The sequence below is a fragment of the Pseudoalteromonas sp. EB27 genome, assembly GCF_001974875.1.
Taxonomy (GTDB): Bacteria; Pseudomonadota; Gammaproteobacteria; order Enterobacterales; family Alteromonadaceae; genus Pseudoalteromonas.
Genome location: NZ_MTQD01000025.1, coordinates 1 through 21,145, shown reverse-complemented (window position 1 = coordinate 21,145; position 21,145 = coordinate 1). Strand labels below are relative to the sequence as shown.

Below are 21,145 nucleotides of genomic sequence, written 5' to 3'. Positions count from 1 at the left end.
GTGTACTTGTTTTAAATAAAAGATTACGGCAATAACTTTAACGGTGCTTCTTGCAGTGCTGCAAGTTGCTCCTTCAGTGCTAAAATTTGTTGCTCCCAGTATTTGTCATCAGCAAACCATGTAAAGTTCCGCACAAAGGCAGGATCGCTCCATCGTTTAGCTACCCATCCCATATAATGGATAATACGCATCGCTCGCAGCGGTTCAATTAATTTGAGTTGAGAGTGATCAAAATCACAAAACTCTTCATACGCATTCACAAGGGTATCTAACTGTAACAGTTGCGTCGCTCTATCGCCACTGAGCATCATCCATAGATCTTGGATTGCAGGACCTTGGCGACTATCATCTAAATCTACAAACATGAGCGCGTCGCCTGCCCACAAAATATTGCCAACGTGACAGTCACCATGTAAGCGAATACTTTGTACATCTTTATACTGTTTTTGCGCCTGCTCTATCACTAAATCTAAAATAGTGTAAAAGGCGGTATTTATTCCCATAGGCACTAAATTACTTTTTTGAAGATGAACTTTGGCTGTATGCAAATATTCATCACAGGTAACTGTTGGCCTGTAAGTAAAAGGTTTTGTTTTAGCCACTTGGTGCATACGGCCAATTAAACGCCCCATTACATCAAGCTGATCTAAGTTATCAACCTCAAATAAACGCCCACCTACACTTGGAAACAACACAAACAAATAACCTTCGTGTTCAAACAAGCTTTGCCCATTATATAAAATAGGGGCAACAACAGGTACTTCCGCTTCAGCCAGTTCAAATGCAAAGTCATGCTCTTCTTGAATTTGCTCTTTACTCCAGCGCTCTGGGCGATAAAACTTCACTACGTAACGCAGACCATCATCGGCTTTAAATTGGTACACTCTGTTTTCATAGCTATTGAGTGCCAACAAACCAGATTCGGCGTACACACCTACGCTTTCTATTGCATCGAGTATTAGGTCAGGTGTTAAGTCAATAAAACTAAATTTACTCATACTCTTCTTATATAAAATAAAAAGCGGGTTATATACCCGCTTTTGTTAATTGCTATATCAACTCACCTATTTAAGGTAGGTTGTGATTATCGCGCTTTAAAAAAGTTACTCGACTGCGATATTGTCTCATCCGGCTCATCTACCGGTGAAAGCACAAAGTTAAACTCTGTCATCGGCGCATTCAAATCATAAGGGTCCATTACAAGTGACAATGGCACGTTATGAGATTCCCCTGCCTGCACAGTAAATGACTGCTTACCAATATACTTAAAGTTATCTAACCCTTGTACTTTAATATTAAAAGTTTGCTCGTACTGCGCCTTGTTAATTACCTTTAATGTGTAGGTGTTCTCTACTAAACCATCAAAATCGACACGATATAATTGGTTTCGATCACGAATGATATCAAAGTCCATTGTTTTACGCAGTGCTATATTAGCTACAAGTGCTCCCGTAAGCACAACAAGTATGACCGTGTAACCAATGATTTTAGCTCGTAGTGGATTCGTTTTATTTTCTGGCGTTTCGAGGTTTCGCTCTGTCGTATATGAAATAAGCCCACGCGGGTATTCCATTTTATCCATTACACCATCACACGCATCAATACATGCACCACAATTAATACACTCAGCTTGTAACCCATTTCTAATATCAATACCTGTTGGGCACACTTGAACACACAAGTTACAGTCGATACAGTCGCCTAGCTCTAAATCTTCATGATCAACTTTACGTGAACGAGGACCACGGCTTTCACCACGGCTTTCGTCATACGTTACGGTGTATGTATCTTTATCAAACATAGCTGATTGAAAACGTGAGTAAGGGCAAATGTGTAAACACATAATTTCTCGCATCCAACCGGCATTACCATAGGTACACGCAGCAAAGAAAATAATACTGACTAGTGCATAACCACCCACGTTAAACGTTACAAAATCAGGAAGTAACTCCCTTATTGGCGTAAAGTAACCCACAAAAGAAATAGCGGTATATAACGAAAACAATACCCAACTAGTATGCTTTGCCGTTTTACGCCAAAACTTATCAAAGTCCATGGGTCGTTGATCGAGTTTTTTACGCTGATTGGCAGTGCCTTCAAGCTTTTCCTCGAACCAAATAAAAATAAAAGTCCAAACAGTTTGCGGGCAAGTGTAACCACACCACACCCGTCCATAGAAGGTCGTCACTAAAAACAGCGCAAATGCTGCCAGCATAAAAATAAACGCTAATATGGTAAAATCTTGAGGCCATAGCGTTAAACCAAAAATATTGTATTTTTGACCAATTAGATCAAACAGCACAGCTTGCTGGCCATTAAAATTAATCCAAGGAAGTAACATAAACGCAAGTAGGCCTAAAAAGCCAATGCGCTGCCTAAGTAATTGATGTAGGCCTTTTACGGCACGCACATAAATACGATTTCGGGGATTGAACCTATCATCTTGACGGCTTAAATCCGGTTTTTGGATTTTCACCTCTACAGGGATACTCTTTACTTTAATTTGCTTGTCCATCGAAGTTCCTCAACGCCGCTTGGAAATAAAAATCCAGCAATACTCAAGTACTCTATACTTAAAGTTAGCAAGTTACTTGCTAGGCAGATTTACTTTAATAAATTGCCTTCTCGAATACTTTCAGATATTTCAGAAATATCTGACTGCTGTTAACCATTATAACAATGTTGGTTAAAATTACTGGCATAGATTGCTAATAATTTATTCATCCCAGTTACTTGCTTTTAAAATGCAGTTTATTACACTGCATGGTAATTCAACCCTACTTAGATCAAGGTTTACGTATCCATGAAAAAATTTATTATTTTGGTCGTTGTGATCCTTGCCTTTTTTACAATCGATCATCCACTTATAAAAGAACCTCGCGAAAGGTTACTAGGTGAAGGCATTGGCTTTTTAAGTGATGCAAGTAAGGTTAATAGAAGCCCTGCTGCAAATATGGCTAAAAATAGAATTAGCACTCAACTTAAACTCTCTGAATCTGAGGGTGAGTACGTAGAAAAAACGTTTACAACAGATGACTCTGTACAGTTATTTCACTTACGCTATTGTCGTGAACGTGACTTAAACCTTTATTTTTATGACAATCGTTTAAATACGGTATGTAAAATAGTGACTGAAGCATTAGAGCAAAAGCGAGCAAAGTAGTGGATTTTTCAGGATTAAATAAAAAAGCAAGCGACTCATTTCATAAACAGCGCAATATGCTCAAGCAATTAGCACAAGGCAAAACGTTAAAGTGTGATAAGTGTAATGGGGTTTTAACACTTGATTTAGCCACCAGCGAGCCTGGGAAAGGCATGGTAAAGTGCAAGCAAGGCTGTACTGATATTGTATTAGAACTAAGCGCTTAGATTAACTAAGCGCTTAAACTCAAGCTATTCGTCCCAACTGTCATCAGTTATTAAACCACTGTTAATGGCCACAACTTCTATAAGTTCTGCAAAGCCTAGTGCAAAGTCACCCATTGATTCATATTGATACTGGCATAAGGCTTCTTTAGTCATACTATTTTGCTGGGCAATCTGTGTAATTGCCTGCTGATCAAGAGCAAAAAAGCTCAGTGTGCTTAGCGCACTCTCTAATGCTTCTTTAAATTCTGCATCTAACTCAGGCGCATTTAAAAGTGGCTCTGCATATGCTTTAGTAGCCACTAAAAAACCTTCGCTCCATGGTTTACAAAATTCAAGAGTAAACTCAACGGGCAGCTTGTATCCTGTTTCAAATACTTGCTCACTAATTTTATGGTATAGCGCCATAAACAAAAAAAGCATTTCTTCATCTAAATCATTGGCTGTATTTGGTAATATCTGCTCAAGCCACTCATGCACATCTAATGGGGTGGGCGAGCAAATAACGCCAAATAAATAGCCTTGGCTTTGCTCAAGGTTCATTGCTTTAGATTGCGTATTTAAAAATGTGCTGAGCTGCTTTGCTTGCAGCTCAGTAAATTGGGGTATTTGCATTAAAACTCTTTATATTCAAACATTAAAAGTTGAGCGGATAACGACCTTGGCTATCTGGTCGGCCTAAAAACTTAACCGCATCATGTACATCTTTAGGTAAGCTAGCATCTGGTTTTACATAGCCTGCCACACTAAAGTCGAAATTAGCTTTAAGTGTAGCATCTGCCTCAAGGCCAAGCGTATTATCTGGGTCAATTAATATAGCAACGTCGCCCGACTTACAACTTAATTTACCAGCCAGAGGACCAATATTAAACCATCCATTTAAGCCTTGTACGTCAATATTAGGACTCGCTATTTCGCCTTTTAGTGAATCACAATAAGGTGCACCTGAGCTGTATTCATCAAGTTCTAAAATTACACGCCCTTTCGCTGTTACAGGCAGAGGAAGTTGCACGCGTTGCATTGCACGCTCTACCGTTGAGCGTACTAGGCCGTCAGTCACTTTAACTTCTTTATTAAAAAGCCCGTAGCTTACATCTGCGTAACCCGAAATATCACTTCGCTCTCGTGCATTACCAAATTTCACATTCGCATTTAGCTTACCTGTAAATAACTTCCAGCCAGCAATGTCCCAGCGCACATTATTTAACTGCTCACCATCAAAGCGAACTTGCATCATTTGACCTTGCCAAACAGTACCTACAGTTTGCCCGACTTCTAATTGCTCTGGAAAATACGGTTTTGCGACATCTAGCGCAATACTTGCTGGTAATTTAATAATACAAAACACAATAAAACTAATTAAAAAGACAGCCGATAACGTTATTATTTTTTTCATTAATTAATTCTCTAATACCAAACGGCTTACACGCACATAGCCTGATTTATCATCGCGGCTTAAATCTAAGTTTTCGATTTTTAAGCCATGTTGATTCACTAGTTCATCTAACCACTCTATTAACTGATTAAATTCTACAGAATCTAACGTCAAACGTAGTGAATCACTACTTGGCTGCATTTTACTAATACTTATTTGATGGCGTCCACGTGTAGAATTAACAATTTGGCTTAAGTTTGCATTGCTAGCAACACTGGTGTTACCCGCAGCCTTTAGCTTAACAATACTTTCATCAACCCAAGCTAATAGCTCTTGTTGTTTAATTTGAGATTGCTGTGCCTTTTCTATCGCATTGTTTAATGGTCTAAATATTCCCATTACTAAAACAAAAATAATAAACACGCCACCTGCGACCATTACCAATTGTTGTTCTTGCTCTTTGAGCGAGCGCCATTGTTGCATTAACTGCTTTTTCATACTGCACCTCGCAGTTTAATTTCGCCAACTACATAATCACCGTCGTTATTTAAAGACCCTTGCTCAACCGTTAAACCTTGTTTTTCAAGTATGATTTTTACTTTACCAAAGGTTTGGAAGTCTTTCGCGCGTGCACGAATACGCAGCTCATTGCGACGTTTGTCATAACGAAGTGTTTCAGGAGTAAATTCACTGACTTGAGAAAATACGTCAACTAAATTAGTCGTTAAGTCTAAAAAGCCCGACTCACTTGAGCCTTGCACTTTATCTAAAGCGCCTTTAATTTGGCTTTTAATTAGATTAGGGCGAACTTTAGTTCCCGGAAATGCTTTTTGGTATCTGTCGACTACTTGAGCCTTAGCTACTTCTAGTTGTGTATTAAGTTGATGCAGCTCAATCGCTTTTATTGTAATTGTAGAGACCAATGCAACACTTGCTATAATTGCTGCGCCTTTCCAGTAACCCCACCATAAAGAACTTTGTTTTTTAAGCTGATACATACCTTGGCGTAAGTTAAACTTAACGCTATCTAACTGCTTTGCAAATAATGCTAGAGGTAAGTCATACTCACTCGTTTGCGCTTGTAAGTTAACGCTTTCTGGAAACTGACTAGCTGGGCTGAAATGTTTAATATCAGGATTACCCATGGCTGTTAAGTAGCCATTTAACCAACTAGATTCAACCGCACCAATATGCCATTGCCCTTGCTTAAATAACCATTGGTTATTTAGCTCGATAGCGGTGACTGCGCCATCATCTGCAAGCGGTAACAACAAGGCATCGGGTAATATTCTGTATACTGATAAATTATGCTCAGCAAATAATGCGAGCCATTGTTCAAACCATTCACGGTCAGTCATTGCTACTCGTATTGCATGTTGTTCACCAAGTATTGTCGGCTGCGCTACAGCTATAAACAGTTCATCTACGTCACATGCTATATCTTCTTCGAGCATATATGGCAGTGCTTGTTCAAGCTTGCGATTCCATTTTGTTGGCAAAGCGACTGTTTTTAATTGCACTTGGTCACTTGGTAATAACACGACAACTTCTCGGGTAAGCGCTCTTTCACTTAGCTCACTTAAATGCTCTGCATTTGGTAACTCGCCACTAGCTATTATTTCTTGTTCTTGTGGTGAGTAAATTAACCAGTTAAGTAATTCTTGCTCGTTTTGACCCGTGCGGATCAACAGTATTTCTGTCACTGTACGCCTCCAAATTTTCGCGCCAGTATCGTTACGTCACCGTCTTTAGCGTGCAGTAATGTGGTCATCGAAAAACGCAGGTCGACAAAATTTGCCTGCGTTTGTAATTTAAAATATTCGCTTTTAATACTAAATAAACTTTTTACTGAGTCGGTATTAGTACCGCCTTGCTGCTTCACCTGTTCAAAAAATTCATCAATGGTGTCAAAGCCAGTTTGCGGTCTTGCACCTATCACAGCCTCAGCGCCAGATAAGCTCAAGCTTTCTATTAAGGCACTTAGTATAAGAGCTTGCTCTGGAATTAATGTATTTACGTTAATAGATAAAAGCGTACTGCCGGGTATTACACATACATACGGCAATACTTTTTCCATCACTAATGGATTAAAGCCCTTAACTAAGCGCAGCTCCGATGTTGATGCAAATAAACTATTGGCTGTCATATACGGAAAATCTCGTGATAAATACTCATCTTCCTCTGCGCCTGAGCGATACGTTATGCTGTCCTCGTCAAGCCAATCGAATACGCTATCTGCCATTGTCTCTTCTGATTCATCAGCAGGTAAATCTTCAATATTTTCAAGTAATGCAAATAGTGCTTTATGCGCAGGGTTTGTTTTACTCGCGCTGTTTGTATCTGGCGCTATAGCTAAAGCATTTAAATTTAAACATGCTTGTAAATCAGTAATTTTGCCACTTAACGTGCCGTTATCAACAGGGTATGAAGCATCACCTTGAGTTGCCCAAACTTGATCAAGTGTTGTTTTATCGGCATCATCTTTTTTACTTTGTATTAGCCCTTTAATAGCAAGCTCTTCTGCACCGTAGGCGTACCATTTAGCTTGCTGATGACCTTGCAAATTAGTACTTTTTTGCACTTGCACCATTAAATTAGCACTCATTTCTACTGCTAAAATAGCCGCTAATGCCACAATAAACAAAACAATAACAAGTGCTGCGCCGCGCGATGATTTCTGCTTAACCATTATCCACGCTCGTATCTTGTGTTGTGCTTGGTGGAGCAACAACCTTGCCCTGCCCTGGTACTAAAAATACACGACGAATTGGCTCTGCTTTTATTTGTTGCAACGTAACAGCAACCGCTTTAGGAAGCGCTTTAATTTCCCACTGTTCTTGCCATTCGTTTTTATCATCCAAAAACTCAAACTTAAGCTCTTCAATATTTTCCAGTACACGTTGAACCCGCGGCTCCATATTATCAAGCTGATCAACATAAACCCGATAAACACGCTCAAGGTTATCGTCTATCACTCTATAACCGACGGCTTGTAGCTCAGAACGTGGTAATAAATTTATTGGATTTATCCAACCATCTCGTACAAACGCAATACCATCGTACTGGCTTTCTAAAACATAACGACCAGCCAATAAGTATTGCTCTTGAACATCGCCCGACTCATTGCGAACTGCGCGTTTGGTCATTTGGCTAAAATCTTGATCCATTAACCTAAATGTTGTTTGCAATCCATTTAGCTCAGTAATTTTTTCATCTGAGGCATCTTTTGCTCTTGTCGTCGTCTCTAGTATTTGATGAGTAGCAATAATAACAAAAGCTAAAATACCCAGTGCAACCATAACTTCGAGTAATGTAAACCCGCGCTGCTTCACTTACTTTTTGCCTTTATTAAGATACGTTGATAACTCATATGCCGAATGCTCATACTTTTCATCCGTAAAAACATTGATTGTTAGCTTAACAAAGCTCTTATCAGCGGTAGCGGTTACTTCTTGTTGCCAAAACCATTCAACGCCGCCCATTACTTCGCTGCCTTTAAGGTTATTTTTACCTTGCCATTGCTCACCTTTAGTACGTTGTTCAATAATAACGTTTTCGGCGACCCACGATGCGTAGGTTTGTTCTTCAATAGTGGTTAAGTGATGTATATGCTCGCTTGTTGCTTGCATTGCCGCTATGCCGGCCATGGCGCAAATACTTAATGCTACAAGCACTTCTAATAAGGTAAACCCTTTAGTATGCTTCATTATTCTGGCTCTCGGCGAAAGTTAATAGGTGCTGTAAATTCACCTTCAATGTAATACACAGGCTCACTTTGATCTTTTAACTCTAATATAAGCTGAAACGCACTTACTTCACCTGATGACAAAATAAGTACTTGTGGGATTTTCAGCTTTTTGAGCTCAAGTAAACTGTCTTCATCGCCACCACTCATAAGCTCGCGCCAGTTAGATTGCTCTAAGAGATTATCTTGCGCCCACGCTAAATCTTCTAAATTAAGAGTAAGCTTTAATCTTTCATCTAACTCGATTGGTTTAAAAAGATCTTCACGGTCAAAGGTAATCCACTTTTCACCATCGAAAACTAAATACTCTAGCGTGTTGTCTTCAACTAACAATCCCAATTCAACTTGGTTTAAAATAGCAAATTCAGATGCCATATTAATGGTGGTATGCAGCCTGAGTGCTTGAGTATCTAATTCTTCCTCCGCACCGCCTTCTAAGCTGTATACCACCATTTTGGTGGCAAAAGCGATGATCACTAGTACCACTAAAATTTCAATTAAACTAAAGCCGCTGCTTTTTGTATGACACTGCTTAAGGCTTGCTTTCATAGCAAGCCTCTAGCAATAACATGTTCATACAAAACGATGTACTTAAGCATTATTGTTTTTCTTCGTCCCAGTTACCGATATCGTCATCAGTACCTACTTCACCATCTGGGCCCATAGAAAAAATATCAAACTTGCCAATTTCACCTGGGCTGATTAGTTGATATAGATTGCCCCATGGATCCTCTGGTAGTTCATTAATAAAACCACCGTCAGGGAAACGCTTTGGAACCGGTTCAATACTTGTTTGAGTTACTAGCGCTTCAAGACCTTGCTCTGTGCTTGGGTAACTCTTATTTTTAAGCTTGTATAAGCTCATTGCATCTTCTAATTGCTGAATATCTAGATGCGCTTTATCGATAGCGGCCTCTTCTTGCTGGCCCATAATGTTAGGTGCAACAATTGACATAATCATTCCGATGATAACCAGTACCACCATTACTTCTAGTAAAGAAAAACCTGATTGTTTATTCACGTAATTACCTCATTATTCTAAAAACACTAAGTAAAAATGGTTTAGGTAAAACCATTAATATATTTAAAAATTATTTTAACTTAAAGTCCAACAGCTTTATTCATAGCCATTATTGGCTGTAATATTGCCATTACTATAAATAATACAATAACCGCCATTGAGGCGATCATCGCAGGCTCTAGTAGTTTAAGCGATACATTAACCATGCTCTCAAATTCGCGATCTTGGTTATTTGCAGCACGCTCTAACATTTGCTCTAGTTCACCTGATTTTTCACCACTTGCTATCATATGCAGCATCATTGGTGGAAACAACTTAGTTTGCTGAAGTGCAGCTCTTAAGCTTGCACCCTCACTCACTCTATCGGATGCATCAGCAACCGCTTTTTTAATCTTTTCGTTAATGAGTACGCCACCCGATATACGCATTCCCTCAAGCAGTGGCACTGAACTTGATGATAAAATACTTAAAGTACGCGCAAAACGTGCGGTGTTAATACCACGAGCCACTTTACCTATGCCTGGCATATGTAGCACTCGGTCATCCCACCAAAAACGTATTTTTGGCTGTTTAAGCGCATGCTTAATACCAATAGCGATTGCTGTGATGGCTATTAAACTAATAAACCAGTAATTTTGCACAAAATGGCTACCCGCCATAACCCATTCGGTTGTCCAAGGGAGTACTTGTTTCGTTTTTTCAAACGTTTTTAATATTTTTGGTACCACCGTACCCAGTAATACCGACACAATACCAATTGCAAATACCACTAAAATAATAGGGTAAACCATAGCCTGAGTTATTTGGCTACGCATATGTTGGCGCTGCTCGGTATAGTCGGCTAAACGATTAAGTACTTGATCAAGGTGGCCCGACTTTTCGCCTGCGGCTACCATTGCACGATATAAGTCGTCAAAAACATGAGGAAACTCACTAAGACCATCGGCAAGGGTGTAACCTTCAACTACTTTTGAACGTACCGACATAAGCATACGCTTTAAACGCGGCTTTTCGCATTGTTCAGCAACAGCCATAACTGCGCCTTCAACAGGGAGTGCCGATTGTATCAATGTTGCTAATTGGCGGGTTATAAGCGCTAAGTCTGAGGTTGAAATTGTTGGTTTAAAAAAGCCACCGAGTAAAGGGGCTTTTTCACCTTTGACTTGTTTGTCACTTTGCGCCGCAGGGATAACTTCAAGCGGCGTTAATTTTTGGTCACGCAAAGTTTGGCGAATTTGTTTAGCTGTATCGGCCTCTAAAATGCCTTTTTTTTCTTTACCTCGGCCATCTAAGGCACGGTATTCAAACGCCGCCATAGTTAGCCTTCCTCACGGGTAACACGCAAGACTTCTTCAAGTGTTGTTTTACCTGCAAGTACACGGCTACACCCATCTTGGCGAATACTTGGGCTGCGCTTACGAATGTATTTTTCTACGCTTTGCTCGCCTTTACCGTTGTGAATCATTTCACGTATTGTTTCATCAACTACAAGTAACTCGTGAATACCGGTACGACCACGGTAACCATTAAAGTTACACTCTTCACACCCCACCGCTCGGTAGATTGTAGGTTGGCTTTCAAAAGGAGTACCTAACAACTGGCATTCATGCTCATCAGCCGTGTGACCTTCTTTACAGGTATTACATAACGTACGTACTAAACGCTGTGATAACACACCTAGTAACGACGATGAAAGTAAGAATGGTTCAACACCCATATCTTCCATACGTGTAATTGCACCCGATGCAGTATTAGTATGCAGAGTAGACATAACAAGGTGACCGGTAAGTGACGCTTGAACACCAATTTGCGCAGTTTCAAGATCGCGTATTTCACCCACCATTACTACATCTGGATCTTGACGTAATATTGCACGTAAACCGCGTGCAAATGTCATATCAACTTTTGCATTAACTTGAGTTTGCCCTATGCCTGGAATTTCGTACTCTATCGGATCTTCAACAGTAAGAATGTTGCGATCGCGTGAGTTAATTTGACTCATACCAGCATATAGTGTGGTACTTTTACCAGAACCTGTTGGTCCTGTTACTAAAATAATTCCGTGAGGTTTACTAATTAAATCTGAAAACAATGCACGATTTTCTGCAGTCATACCTAAGTCTTCAAGGTTTAAACGCGCGTTATTTTTATCAAGTAAACGCAGCACCACACGCTCACCAAAGCTCGATGGCATTGTAGATACACGCACATCAACTGCACGTCCGGCAATACGTAAACTAATACGGCCATCTTGTGGGATACGTTTTTCGGCTATATCAAGCTTAGCCATTACTTTAATACGAGATACAAGTAACGACGCAAGTTTCCGATTAGGCTTAAGGACTTCTTTAAGTACGCCATCTACCCTAAAGCGAATAACAAGCTCTTGCTCGAAGGTTTCGATATGAATATCAGAAGCCCCTTCTTTAATCGCTTCGCTAAGCATGGCATTAATAAGCTTGATTATTGGCGCGTCATCGTCACCAGCAAGTAAATCTTCAGTTTGTGGGAGCTCATCAGCAAGTGAAAATAAGTCAACCTCGTTGCCAATATCTTCCATCATTTGTTGCGTTTCAGAGCTATCACGTTGGTATGACGCTTCAAGCAATAGCTCAAACTTATCATCAGCCAATTGCTCAAGTGTAAAACCATGGCCTGCGATACGACGTACTTCTAATAGTACTTCCACATCTAGCTCACCACGGTAGTAAACTATACGGTGATCTTTATTTTTGCCAAGTAACACACCTGCACGTTTTGCATACGAAAACGGCAAACGCTTTGCTGGTAACTCAACTAATACATCACTCGTTAATAGCTCATCCTGATTATGCGTTTGAGGATGAACCACATCTTGGTTTATCTCTTGAATCGCATTAGTCATCTTTACGCTCTTGTGCATTTTGTTTACGTAGAGACTCTTCATACGTAGGTGGAAGTACTAATTCGTCATTCCACTCAGGTAAAATAGGCGTATCAGTCATTGGCATTAACTCAATACCGTCTTCTTTTTGTTTAAACTGCTCACCACGAATAAAGTTATATTTATTAAAGCTTAACTTATTCATGCTCACACCATCACGAATAATGGTTGGTCGAATAAACACAATAAGATTACGCTTACGGCGTGTTGTGTTTGTTGATCTAAACAAATGACCTAAAATAGGAATATCGCCTAATAACGGCACCTTAGAAACACTTTCTTGTACGTCTTCGTCAATTAAGCCACCCAGTACAACCATACCGCCATCATCGGCCATAACCGTTGTTTTGATTGCACGTTTATTAACTGAAATATCAACAGCAGTTGCACCACTTACACTTGAAACCTCTTGTTCAATTGTGAGCTGTACTGCAGAGCCATCGTTAATCTGTGGCGTAACTATCAGTTTAATACCGACTTCTTGACGCTCAACTGTTTGAAATGGATTAGCATTATTACTACCCGTTTGTGAGCCTGTAATTATAGGTACTTCTTGACCCACTAAAATAGATGCTTCTTCGTTATCCATTGTAGTAATAGAAGGTGTAGCCAAAATATTTGAATTTGTATCAGTGGCAACAGCCTGAATGATTGCACCCCAGTCATTTTTAACAACACCCAGTGCTAAACCATTAATACCACCTAGCAATGAAGCAAGTGCATCGTAATCACCTTCTGTCGTTTCATCATAACTTGTTGCAAGCCCTGATTCAGTACCAATAATAGTTTTAGTTACGGTTGTATCTTGTGCTTGCTCAGCGGCAACAGCTAATGAACCTACGGGAACCGTAGTACCATTATTAAACTGCAACATACCGCCCTGCTCAGAAATCCACTGCAGGCCTAAGTTAACCCCGTCACCCTCCATTACTTCAATAATAATGGCTTCAACCAGTACTTGTGCTCGGCGAATATCAAGACGTTCAATGACCGACTCGAGCGAGCGCATTGTATCTGGCTGCGCAGTAATAATAAGTGAGTTTGAATCTGGGTGAGCTTCTATACTGCTTTCGTTGTTACTTCTGCTACGAGTCTTAGTGGTACCGCCTTGTGCATCTTCAACAAGTGACTTACTTACGCCTTGCAGTACTTTTACTAAATCTTCAGCTTTAGCATAATTTAGGTAAAACACCTTGGTATTACCTTGGCTTTCTAATTCGCCATCTAAGCGCTTAATAAGCTCTATAGCACGTGTACGTGCTTGGCCTTCACCACTTACTATAACGCTATTAGTTCGGCCATCAGCGACTACTTTTGGAATTAAAAATTCAGGTACGCTGCCTTTGCCACTGTCTTTGTAAATATTGTCTACTACAGAGACAACATCATCTGCTGTTGCATATTTAAGCTTAACGATGTCTACACGCTTGTCACCCGCCTGATCAACAGAGCGAATAATTTCAACTAAGCGATTAACTGATGCAGCATGACCCGTTAGCATCATTACGTTAGCCGCATTAAAGTTAGCAACATGGCCGCCATCTTTTTGATCGCTAAATTGACGAACTAAAGGGCCTAGTTCTTGTACGCTTACATTTTTGACACGTACAACACGTGTAATCATCATATCGCCGCTAGCTTCGTTACCTTCGGTAATAAGTGGCACATTTGATTTTTTGGCGTCTGAACTTTTTTCTACCTTAAGAATGCCATTGTCCATTTCAACAGCTGAGTAGCCATAAACTTCCAATACATTTAAGAAGAACTGGTAATAAAGCGCTTCGTCCATTAACTCATAACTGCGAACATTTACTTTGCCGCGCACGTTAGGGTCAATAATTACTGTTTTATTGAGATTTTTACCAACAATATTAATAAACTCGTTGATATCAGTGCCTTTAAAGTTAGCAGCATATTCAACAGCAGAAACAGACAAAGAAATACTTGCCGCCAAAAAAAGTGCCGCGTACTTAGCTAACCCTTTTTTAATTTTTTTGAGGTGTAGCACCTGAACCATTATATTAAAACTCCAAAGCTAAATTATTGCAGACTAAATTGCACATCAATTTGTTCACCATCACGTTCTATAGTGATATTGGCATCTGTACTATTACGCAGCTCGTTAATAGCTGACATAGCCTGTTTTAAATCTGTTAATTGATAGCCATTTATAGAAATAGCCAAATCGTTATTTTTTAATCCCATTTGCTTAAACAGTTCAGGTTCTTTACCTGGACTTAAGCGATATCCAATTAGTTCACCATCATTCATAGCCTGTGAAACACGTATATAGTCAAATAACTTGCCCGGTTCTTCGAGTAACTCTTCACGTGTTTCTATAATTGCTTCTTTAACGTCTGGGTCTGCAGTGGCGTCTATTTGTAATTCACTTGGCTCTAATTTTTGCGGACCCATTTCGGCATCGTCACGCGCAGCGAGTACAGGCATAGATACTTTTTTACTAAAATCGAGCCCATCAAGCATTAATGTTTCAAAACCTCCATTAATACCTAAAATAACACGATCAGGCAGTATCTGCGCTACTTCAGCGCGCGTGCCAAGTACAACTTCTTCAACAAGGTAGCTTACTTGCTTACCTTGTGATTCAATAATTGCTATGCCTGCTTGGTCATCATTATTAACAGCTACAATACCGGTTAAATTAATACTTAGGCGTGTTTCTGGCGCATTATTTATAACCTGCGATTGTTTTGCAGTATTATTGTTGTTTGTTACAGTTTTTTTACCAAATAAAAATTGCTCAATAATATGCTGCGCTGAGTTATTGCTCGCACCAGATGGCTGATTAGCATAATGAGTAGGAGTAAGTAGAGTTACTGGTGGTTTCGGCCATAAAAGCCAGACAAGCTTTGATAATAAAAATGCAAGATAAACAACAACTAACAGTGTCACTAATGCACTTAATTTAGCATGCGGTAACCGCGTTAAAAATTGTTTTAGTTGTTGGATTTGCTGTTCCATAAATAGTGTTCTTATTTTAATTTACTGCGTTAGCGCGTACCCATAGTACCCTTTCATTTTTCTTTCAACAAGCACACTAATATTAAACTTTGTAAACAGATTAAATTAACTTCACATAGCAGTACAAAAAGTAAACGGCTGTTGTAATACCTTCATCCTACGATGATTTCATGATAAATTTTAAGCTATAAAAACGTGGGGAAATGCCTTATGAGTAAAAAAAGTAATGCTAATACCAACTCAGACCATGCAGATGAGTTAAAAGTTCGATTAGATAAATGGTTATGGGCTGCACGATTTTATAAAACTCGTGCTGTTGCACGTGAAATGGTGCAAGGCGGCAAAGTACATTATAATGGCCAACGTACAAAAGCGAGCAAAATAGTAGATGTTGGTGCAAAAGTAAAACTTGCTCAGGGTGTAGATGAAAAACTGATAACTATACTCACAGTGCTTGAAAAACGTCAAAGCGCCCCCATTGCACAGACCATGTATCAAGAATCTGATGCAAGTATTGCTAAACGCGAAGAAAACAGCATCGCACGCAAAAATAACAGTTTTTTTGCTCCTCATCCGGATAAAAAACCAGATAAAAAGCAAAGACGCGAACTTTTAAAAATGAAATCAAGTTAGGTATAGCCACTCATGCAACAAGATTTACTTCACCGTTATTTATTCAACGAACTAGATGTTCGTGGCGAACTCGTACAAATCGAGAATGCTTATAATGAAATGATTGCCGACCACAATTACCCTGACCCTGTTAAAGCATTACTAGGTGAGCTACTTGTTGCAACCTGTTTACTAACCGCAACTTTAAAGTTTGAAGGTGAAATTGCAGTACAGCTTCAAGGTGATGGCCCTGTTAAATATGCTGTTATAAATGGTGATGACAAACAAAACATGCGTGGTATTGCGCGCCTGCAAAGCGAAATTACGGGGACAACTGTAAAAGAGCTTATTGGCCAAGGCTATATGGTGATCACTATTACACCAAGTAAGGGTGAACGTTACCAAGGTATAGTGCCCTTAGAGCACGATACTCTGAGTGAATGTATAGAAAGTTACTTTGAGCAATCAGAGCAATTAAAGACACGTCTTTGGTTTGCAACCGACACAACTGAAGGTAGCGCAAAAGCATGTGGTCTATTTTTACAAGTACTCCCAGTTGATAAACAAAAATCAATTGAAGACTTTGCGCACTTAGAAGCATTAAGTAACACCATTAAAGATGAAGAGTTGTTACATCTTGATGCAAATACAGTCCTTACACGTCTTTACCACGAAGATAACCCTCGTGTATTTGAGCCTCAAGCGATTAAATTCAAATGCGGTTGTAGTCGTGATAAAACAATTACTGCACTTGTTAATATTGGACAAGAAGAACTACTTAAAGACGTAACCGAAAAAGGGTCTGTTAATATTAACTGTCATTACTGTTTAAAAGAGTATGTTTTTAACGAACAAGATATAAAAAGCATTTTCAACTAAATATTCAGCTTCATCTATATATAGTAATTAAAGCCGCATAATATGCGGTTTTATATTATAAAAAGATGATACCGGTGTCATCTTTTCTGCTAATTTCATGACACCGGTATCATTGAAATTATTCATGTTTTTTCTTAAATATATGTGTTTTTAGAGGCTTTACGGGCTCGAATATCTTAAAACCTTCTGTTACTATAATTTCAGTTTAAGGGCACTGATAACCCCAGAGCTATCCGTTCAAACTCTCACACATAGTTAGGTATAAACATGACTACAGGCGCTACACGTTTTGTCGATTTAACCGCAGCTGAACTTGTCGAGCATGCGATCCGCCGTGGCGAAGGTACTTTAGCCGCAAATGGTGCTTTTGTTGCAATTACAGGAAAACGAACTGGTCGTTCACCAAAAGATCGTTTTATTGTACAAGAAGCTACAACTCAAGATGACATTCAATGGGGCAATGTTAACCGCCCATTTGATGCAGACAAATTTGACGCTTTATGGGCTCGCGTAGAAGCACATGTTCAAAGTAATGACCACTTCACCTCTCACCTAGAAGTTGGCGCAGACCCTGAGCATTATCTACCTGTAGTCGTAACTACAGAAACAGCGTGGCACCATATTTTTGCCAAAAACATGTTTATCGAACCGCAAAACTATAACGCTTCAAACTTACCGCAATGGCAAGTAATGAACGTTCCTTCGTTTGTATGTGAGCCAGAACGTGATGGCACAAATAGCGATGGCACCGTCATTATTAACTTTGCACAGCGTAAAGTATTACTAGCTGGTATGCGTTACGCCGGTGAAATGAAGAAATCGATGTTTTCTGTGCAAAACTTCCTACTACCAGCAAAAGGTGTATTACCAATGCACTGCTCTGCTAACGTTGGTGAAGCAGGCGATACAGCATTGTTCTTCGGTTTATCTGGTACAGGTAAAACAACGCTTTCAGCAGATCCAACTCGCTTTTTAATTGGTGATGACGAACACGGTTGGGCACCTGGCAGCGTGTTTAATATTGAAGGCGGTTGTTATGCTAAGTGTATCGACCTGTCACAAAAGAATGAGCCTGTAATTTGGAATGCTATTCGCTTTGGCACTATTTTAGAAAATGTAGTGTTAGATGAAAAAGGCATTCCAGATTTTAACGATACTAGCCTTACTCAAAATAGCCGTGCAGCATATCCACTTGAACACGTTGAAAAACGTAAAGTAGAAAACCGCGCAGGCGAACCAAAAGCTGTTGTATTTTTAACTTGTGATGTAAGCGGTGTATTACCACCAGTTTCTATACTTAGCGAAGAAGCTGCTGCTTTTCACTTTTTAAGTGGATACACAGCAAAAGTTGGCTCTACTGAAATTGGCTCTACTAGCGATATTGAATCAACATTTTCGACATGTTTTGGCGCACCATTCTTCCCACGCCCTGCTGGTGTTTATGCTGAGCTTCTTATGAAGCGTGTACGCGAGTTTGGCGCTAAAGTGTACCTTGTGAATACAGGTTGGACTGGCGGCCCTTACGGCACAGGTAAACGTTTTGATATTCCAACTACTCGTGCAGTAATTGATGCAATCGTATCAGGTAAATTAGCGGGTGTTGAAACTCAGCACATTGATGTTTTAAACCTAGATGTACCGGTAGCCGTTCCTGGTGTAGATACTAACTTACTTAACCCAATCAATACTTGGGAAGACAAAGCTAAGTACAATGAATATGCAGCAAAACTAGCCGCTGACTTCACTGAAAACTTTGCTAAGTACGACGTATCAGACGATATAAAAAATGCAGGACCTAAAGCTTAAGTAAACTTTAAGATTGTATTTTAACGCCAGCCTAGAGCTGGCGTTTTTACTTCTTAAATAATTAATTTAATAAGTGCGACAAAATGCCGCACGAATCATATCAAAAACCATATAATATACTCCATAATCAAACACTTCTTAATGCCCAATAAATCTGCATTACCCATTACGGCTACTTAATTGATGACACCAAAGCTTTCATGGCGAAAAACCTCAAGACGATTACATTTGTACTTAGGCCTCTCGGTAGGCGTATTACTCACTATTATTAGCCTTTCTGGCTCCGTGTTAGTTTATTACCCACAAATAGACTCACTGTTAAATCCAATTAATGACACTACTAATACAAAAATACCTGATTGGGATAAAGCATACAGTAAGTTAAGGAAAAATTTCCCTACAAAGCTCGGACCATGGCGATTAGAAAATACAGGTGTGAATTCAATTGTACCCGCACGTTACTATAACCCTATAGAAACAAAAGAGCATGGCTTTGCGCCTTTAATGGTTTGGCTATCTAGTGATAACGATGAAGTAATACGCAAAGACTACTGGGGGGAATACCTAGTAACTTGGATATACAACTTACATTTTTCATTACTAACAGGAGCAACAGGCACTCTAGTTGTTGGTTATATAGGCATAGCCACATTACTTCTTATTATCTCTGGATTCTTTGCTTGGTTTCCAAAACCTGGGCAATGGATAAAATCGTTAAAATTTAAACGTCGCAGTTCTAAAATAGGTCTACTTTATGACTGGCATAAACTTATTGGTTTGGCTTTGTGCATACCATTATTAGTTTTAACTGCTACAGGCGTTATGCTCGCTATTCCAAAACAAACGGACCCTGTATTAATCGCTCTAGTTAGCAATATAAACTCGCCCTCAAAAACACAAATGCAAGCTAACAAACAATCCAATATTCCTTTATCAAAAGCGATCTTAATAGCTCAAAAAGCATTACCAAGTGCGCGTTTAGCTTGGGTTGAAACTCCTTCAAACTTAAATGCGATTTACAGATTCAGGTTTCAAACTGACAATGACCCTTCTTATCGCTTCCCGCATAGCTATATCGAAGTTAATGCGTCTACAGGGGAACTAGAGGGCCTGTTTAATATAGATAAGCAAAGCACGGCTAGTAAAATTAAAAACTGGTTACACCCTCTACATGACGGCAGCATTGGCGGTAACATTTTAAAAGTAATTTGGGTGTTGAGTGGCTTAGGATCTGCTGCATTGTTTTTTATTGGACTATATAGATGGTTAGTTAGAACCAATAGAATATAAATAAACTTTACGCCAATCTACCTAGTTAAATGATCTATTTGAGGAAAAAAATTCTTTATTTCGTTGTTCTCGTCAATTACTTCTAAATTGCTCAACCTTCAGTCTCCATGCTATCGCATATCAGAAATTATTAACGCAATTAGCGTCAAGTTCAATCCACCAAATTGATTAGGTATTATTGCCGATTAGTATAATTATCAGGTATGTGTATTTATTCTGCACGCGCTATAACGCCAGTTAGTTAGAGATGTAATGCGGTAAATAACATTGATGAGCTTAGCACCAGGTAATACTCGTTATTCATTGTTTAATAATATATTTAGGTGAAGCTATATACTTATCGGAACGTCTAATAAGGGTACTGAATAGTTAGGGCAAGGTTTTATTCAATTTGAAGCAGCTGCATTTATGGAAACATCTACAGGGCTAGATAGTCAGAGTGAAATTACGATCGTATGATTTTAGTATCGGGAGACGCTTCGCCCGCCCGGCCTACGCGATGGGTGTTGATATGAGTGTCTATTAATTGTGCGTATTTTACTTTTCTACAGACGTAAAAAAGCCCGACTCTTTCGAATCGAGCTTACTACAATTTGAGGTCGGTGCGCTACGCAGTAGGATGTCATGGTGCCCACCGCAGTAAAAAGTCACAGTGAAATGCTACATACTTATCGGCGTGCAGAGATATTGAGTGATTTTGGTGTGATTAAACATAACTTTAGCGCCAGGAGTCACTACGCTCGCCCGCCCTACGTGATGGGTGTTGATGTGAGTGTCTATTAATTACGCGCATTTCACTTTTCTACAGACGTAAAAAAGCCCGAATCGTTAGATTCGGGCTTTCTACAATTTGAAGCCTGGTAATGTCGTAGTGCCCACAGCGGTAGAAAGTCACATAACAAATGCTGCACTATCTTTGTGTCGGAGCGGCCTTACTGCTGAGTTCGATATGGGCTCTTGGCTATTTATTAAACCCCAGACAGCAAAAAACCCATCACATTGCTGTAACGGGTTTCTTTAATTTGAAGCCTGGTAATGTCCTACTTTCACATAGCAAATGCTACACTATCATCGGCGCTGTTTCGTTTCACTACTGAGTTCGGCATGGAGTCAGGTGGGTCCAAAACGCTATTGTCACCAAGCAAA

General features: G+C 39.6%; 21 protein-coding genes and 1 rRNA gene. 6 read left to right on the top strand and 16 right to left on the bottom strand.

What is annotated here, in order from left to right:
- Nucleotides 1-23: 23 nt before the first annotated feature.
- Both BW142_RS20095 and ccoG read right to left on the bottom strand, forming a co-directional pair.
- A complete protein-coding gene (locus tag BW142_RS20095) occupies nt 24-998 on the bottom strand; it encodes a serine/threonine protein kinase (RefSeq protein WP_008137601.1) in 975 nt (324 codons plus the stop codon).
- 86 nt (nt 999-1,084) lie between these two features.
- On the bottom strand, nt 1,085-2,515 hold the full coding sequence (ccoG, locus tag BW142_RS20090) for a cytochrome c oxidase accessory protein CcoG (protein WP_076926099.1): 1,431 nt from the start codon (nt 2,513-2,515) through the stop codon (nt 1,085-1,087).
- A 288-nt stretch (nt 2,516-2,803) separates the two neighbouring features.
- On the opposite strand from ccoG, the gene BW142_RS20085 reads away from it, so the two are divergent.
- A complete protein-coding gene (locus BW142_RS20085) occupies nt 2,804-3,163 on the top strand; it encodes a hypothetical protein (protein ID WP_024597718.1) in 360 nt (119 codons plus the stop codon).
- The gene (locus BW142_RS20080) at nt 3,163-3,369 is read left to right on the top strand and encodes a hypothetical protein (protein ID WP_024597719.1); all 207 of its coding nucleotides are present in this window, start codon (nt 3,163-3,165) and stop codon (nt 3,367-3,369) included. Before BW142_RS20085 ends, BW142_RS20080 begins: the two co-directional genes overlap by 1 nt.
- Nucleotides 3,370-3,393: 24 nt before the next feature.
- Here the strand turns inward: BW142_RS20080 and BW142_RS20075 are convergent, their stop codons facing one another.
- The 13 genes from BW142_RS20075 to gspC all read right to left on the bottom strand — a co-directional run bounded on the left by BW142_RS20075 (nt 3,394) and on the right by gspC (nt 15,412).
- Nucleotides 3,394-3,981, bottom strand: a complete 588-nt coding sequence (locus tag BW142_RS20075) for a UPF0149 family protein (protein ID WP_024597720.1) — start codon at nt 3,979-3,981, stop codon at nt 3,394-3,396.
- Nucleotides 3,982-4,003: 22 nt separating this feature from the next.
- Nucleotides 4,004-4,762, bottom strand: a complete 759-nt coding sequence (locus BW142_RS20070; RefSeq protein ID WP_076926098.1) for a type II secretion system protein N — start codon at nt 4,760-4,762, stop codon at nt 4,004-4,006.
- Between the two features lie 3 nt (nt 4,763-4,765).
- On the bottom strand, nt 4,766-5,239 hold the full coding sequence (locus tag BW142_RS20065) for a type II secretion system protein M (RefSeq protein WP_024597722.1): 474 nt from the start codon (nt 5,237-5,239) through the stop codon (nt 4,766-4,768).
- Entirely contained in the window at nt 5,236-6,444 is a 1,209-nt protein-coding gene (gspL, locus tag BW142_RS20060) for a type II secretion system protein GspL (protein ID WP_076926097.1), read from the bottom strand. The genes BW142_RS20065 and gspL overlap by 4 nt, the downstream gene beginning before the upstream one ends.
- Complete coding sequence (gene gspK / locus BW142_RS20055) at nt 6,441-7,430, bottom strand: type II secretion system minor pseudopilin GspK (protein ID WP_024597724.1); 990 nt, start codon at nt 7,428-7,430, stop codon at nt 6,441-6,443. Before gspK ends, gspL begins: the two co-directional genes overlap by 4 nt.
- The gene (gspJ, locus tag BW142_RS20050; RefSeq protein ID WP_076926096.1) at nt 7,423-8,073 is read right to left on the bottom strand and encodes a type II secretion system minor pseudopilin GspJ; all 651 of its coding nucleotides are present in this window, start codon (nt 8,071-8,073) and stop codon (nt 7,423-7,425) included. Before gspJ ends, gspK begins: the two co-directional genes overlap by 8 nt.
- Nucleotides 8,074-8,448, bottom strand: a complete 375-nt coding sequence (gene gspI / locus BW142_RS20045; protein WP_024597726.1) for a type II secretion system minor pseudopilin GspI — start codon at nt 8,446-8,448, stop codon at nt 8,074-8,076. It lies immediately after the preceding gene.
- The gene (locus BW142_RS20040) at nt 8,448-9,035 is read right to left on the bottom strand and encodes a prepilin-type N-terminal cleavage/methylation domain-containing protein (RefSeq protein ID WP_024597727.1); all 588 of its coding nucleotides are present in this window, start codon (nt 9,033-9,035) and stop codon (nt 8,448-8,450) included. The genes gspI and BW142_RS20040 overlap by 1 nt, the downstream gene beginning before the upstream one ends.
- Before the next feature lie 49 nt (nt 9,036-9,084).
- Nucleotides 9,085-9,507, bottom strand: coding sequence for a type II secretion system major pseudopilin GspG (gspG, locus tag BW142_RS20035; RefSeq protein ID WP_007586585.1), 423 nt, complete (start codon nt 9,505-9,507; stop codon nt 9,085-9,087).
- A gap of 80 nt (nt 9,508-9,587) precedes the next feature.
- On the bottom strand, nt 9,588-10,823 hold the full coding sequence (gene gspF, locus BW142_RS20030; RefSeq protein WP_076926095.1) for a type II secretion system inner membrane protein GspF: 1,236 nt from the start codon (nt 10,821-10,823) through the stop codon (nt 9,588-9,590).
- Nucleotides 10,824-10,825: 2 nt separating this feature from the next.
- Nucleotides 10,826-12,391, bottom strand: coding sequence for a type II secretion system ATPase GspE (gspE, locus tag BW142_RS20025; protein WP_024605967.1), 1,566 nt, complete (start codon nt 12,389-12,391; stop codon nt 10,826-10,828).
- Complete coding sequence (gspD, locus tag BW142_RS20020; RefSeq protein ID WP_076926094.1) at nt 12,384-14,447, bottom strand: type II secretion system secretin GspD; 2,064 nt, start codon at nt 14,445-14,447, stop codon at nt 12,384-12,386. Before gspD ends, gspE begins: the two co-directional genes overlap by 8 nt.
- Nucleotides 14,448-14,470: 23 nt before the next feature.
- Nucleotides 14,471-15,412: a type II secretion system protein GspC gene (gene gspC, locus BW142_RS20015; protein ID WP_024598237.1), complete on the bottom strand. Its 942-nt coding sequence runs from the start codon at nt 15,410-15,412 to the stop codon at nt 14,471-14,473.
- A 210-nt stretch (nt 15,413-15,622) separates the two neighbouring features.
- Between gspC and hslR the strand changes: the two genes are divergently transcribed.
- From hslR to BW142_RS19995, 4 genes are all read left to right on the top strand, one after another.
- Nucleotides 15,623-16,045, top strand: coding sequence for a ribosome-associated heat shock protein Hsp15 (hslR, locus tag BW142_RS20010; RefSeq protein ID WP_024598238.1), 423 nt, complete (start codon nt 15,623-15,625; stop codon nt 16,043-16,045).
- A gap of 12 nt (nt 16,046-16,057) precedes the next feature.
- Nucleotides 16,058-16,903 carry an Hsp33 family molecular chaperone HslO gene (gene hslO / locus BW142_RS20005; protein WP_076926093.1) on the top strand — a complete coding sequence of 282 codons (846 nt, stop codon included), beginning with the start codon at nt 16,058-16,060 and terminating at the stop codon, nt 16,901-16,903.
- Between the two features lie 267 nt (nt 16,904-17,170).
- Nucleotides 17,171-18,709: a phosphoenolpyruvate carboxykinase gene (locus BW142_RS20000; protein ID WP_076926092.1), complete on the top strand. Its 1,539-nt coding sequence runs from the start codon at nt 17,171-17,173 to the stop codon at nt 18,707-18,709.
- 183 nt (nt 18,710-18,892) lie between these two features.
- On the top strand, nt 18,893-19,999 hold the full coding sequence (locus BW142_RS19995; RefSeq protein WP_076926091.1) for a PepSY-associated TM helix domain-containing protein: 1,107 nt from the start codon (nt 18,893-18,895) through the stop codon (nt 19,997-19,999).
- Nucleotides 20,000-21,026: 1,027 nt separating this feature from the next.
- Here the strand turns inward: BW142_RS19995 and rrf are convergent.
- Nucleotides 21,027-21,141, bottom strand: a 5S ribosomal RNA gene (rrf, locus tag BW142_RS19990).
- Nucleotides 21,142-21,145: the final 4 nt, after the last annotated feature.

Excerpts from the sequence above, each read along its gene's own strand:
- BW142_RS20075 (WP_024597720.1), bottom strand. The coding sequence starts at position 3,981 with ATGCAAATACCCCAATTTACTGAGCTGCAAGCAAAGCAGCTCAGCACA.
- gspF (WP_076926095.1), bottom strand. The coding sequence starts at position 10,823 with ATGGCGGCGTTTGAATACCGTGCCTTAGATGGCCGAGGTAAAGAAAAA.
- gspD (WP_076926094.1), bottom strand. The coding sequence starts at position 14,447 with ATGGTTCAGGTGCTACACCTCAAAAAAATTAAAAAAGGGTTAGCTAAG.
- gspC (WP_024598237.1), bottom strand. The coding sequence starts at position 15,412 with ATGGAACAGCAAATCCAACAACTAAAACAATTTTTAACGCGGTTACCG.
- gspI (WP_024597726.1), bottom strand. The coding sequence starts at position 8,448 with ATGAAGCATACTAAAGGGTTTACCTTATTAGAAGTGCTTGTAGCATTA.
- hslO (WP_076926093.1), top strand. The coding sequence starts at position 16,058 with ATGCAACAAGATTTACTTCACCGTTATTTATTCAACGAACTAGATGTT.
- ccoG (WP_076926099.1), bottom strand. The coding sequence starts at position 2,515 with ATGGACAAGCAAATTAAAGTAAAGAGTATCCCTGTAGAGGTGAAAATC.
- BW142_RS20000 (WP_076926092.1), top strand. The coding sequence starts at position 17,171 with ATGACTACAGGCGCTACACGTTTTGTCGATTTAACCGCAGCTGAACTT.
- BW142_RS20070 (WP_076926098.1), bottom strand. The coding sequence starts at position 4,762 with ATGAAAAAAATAATAACGTTATCGGCTGTCTTTTTAATTAGTTTTATT.
- BW142_RS20085 (WP_024597718.1), top strand. The coding sequence starts at position 2,804 with ATGAAAAAATTTATTATTTTGGTCGTTGTGATCCTTGCCTTTTTTACA.
- gspK (WP_024597724.1), bottom strand. The coding sequence starts at position 7,430 with ATGGTTAAGCAGAAATCATCGCGCGGCGCAGCACTTGTTATTGTTTTG.
- BW142_RS20065 (WP_024597722.1), bottom strand. The coding sequence starts at position 5,239 with ATGAAAAAGCAGTTAATGCAACAATGGCGCTCGCTCAAAGAGCAAGAA.
- gspE (WP_024605967.1), bottom strand. The coding sequence starts at position 12,391 with ATGACTAATGCGATTCAAGAGATAAACCAAGATGTGGTTCATCCTCAA.
- BW142_RS20095 (WP_008137601.1), bottom strand. The coding sequence starts at position 998 with ATGAGTAAATTTAGTTTTATTGACTTAACACCTGACCTAATACTCGAT.
- BW142_RS20040 (WP_024597727.1), bottom strand. The coding sequence starts at position 9,035 with ATGAAAGCAAGCCTTAAGCAGTGTCATACAAAAAGCAGCGGCTTTAGT.
- BW142_RS19995 (WP_076926091.1), top strand. The coding sequence starts at position 18,893 with ATGACACCAAAGCTTTCATGGCGAAAAACCTCAAGACGATTACATTTG.
- hslR (WP_024598238.1), top strand. The coding sequence starts at position 15,623 with ATGAGTAAAAAAAGTAATGCTAATACCAACTCAGACCATGCAGATGAG.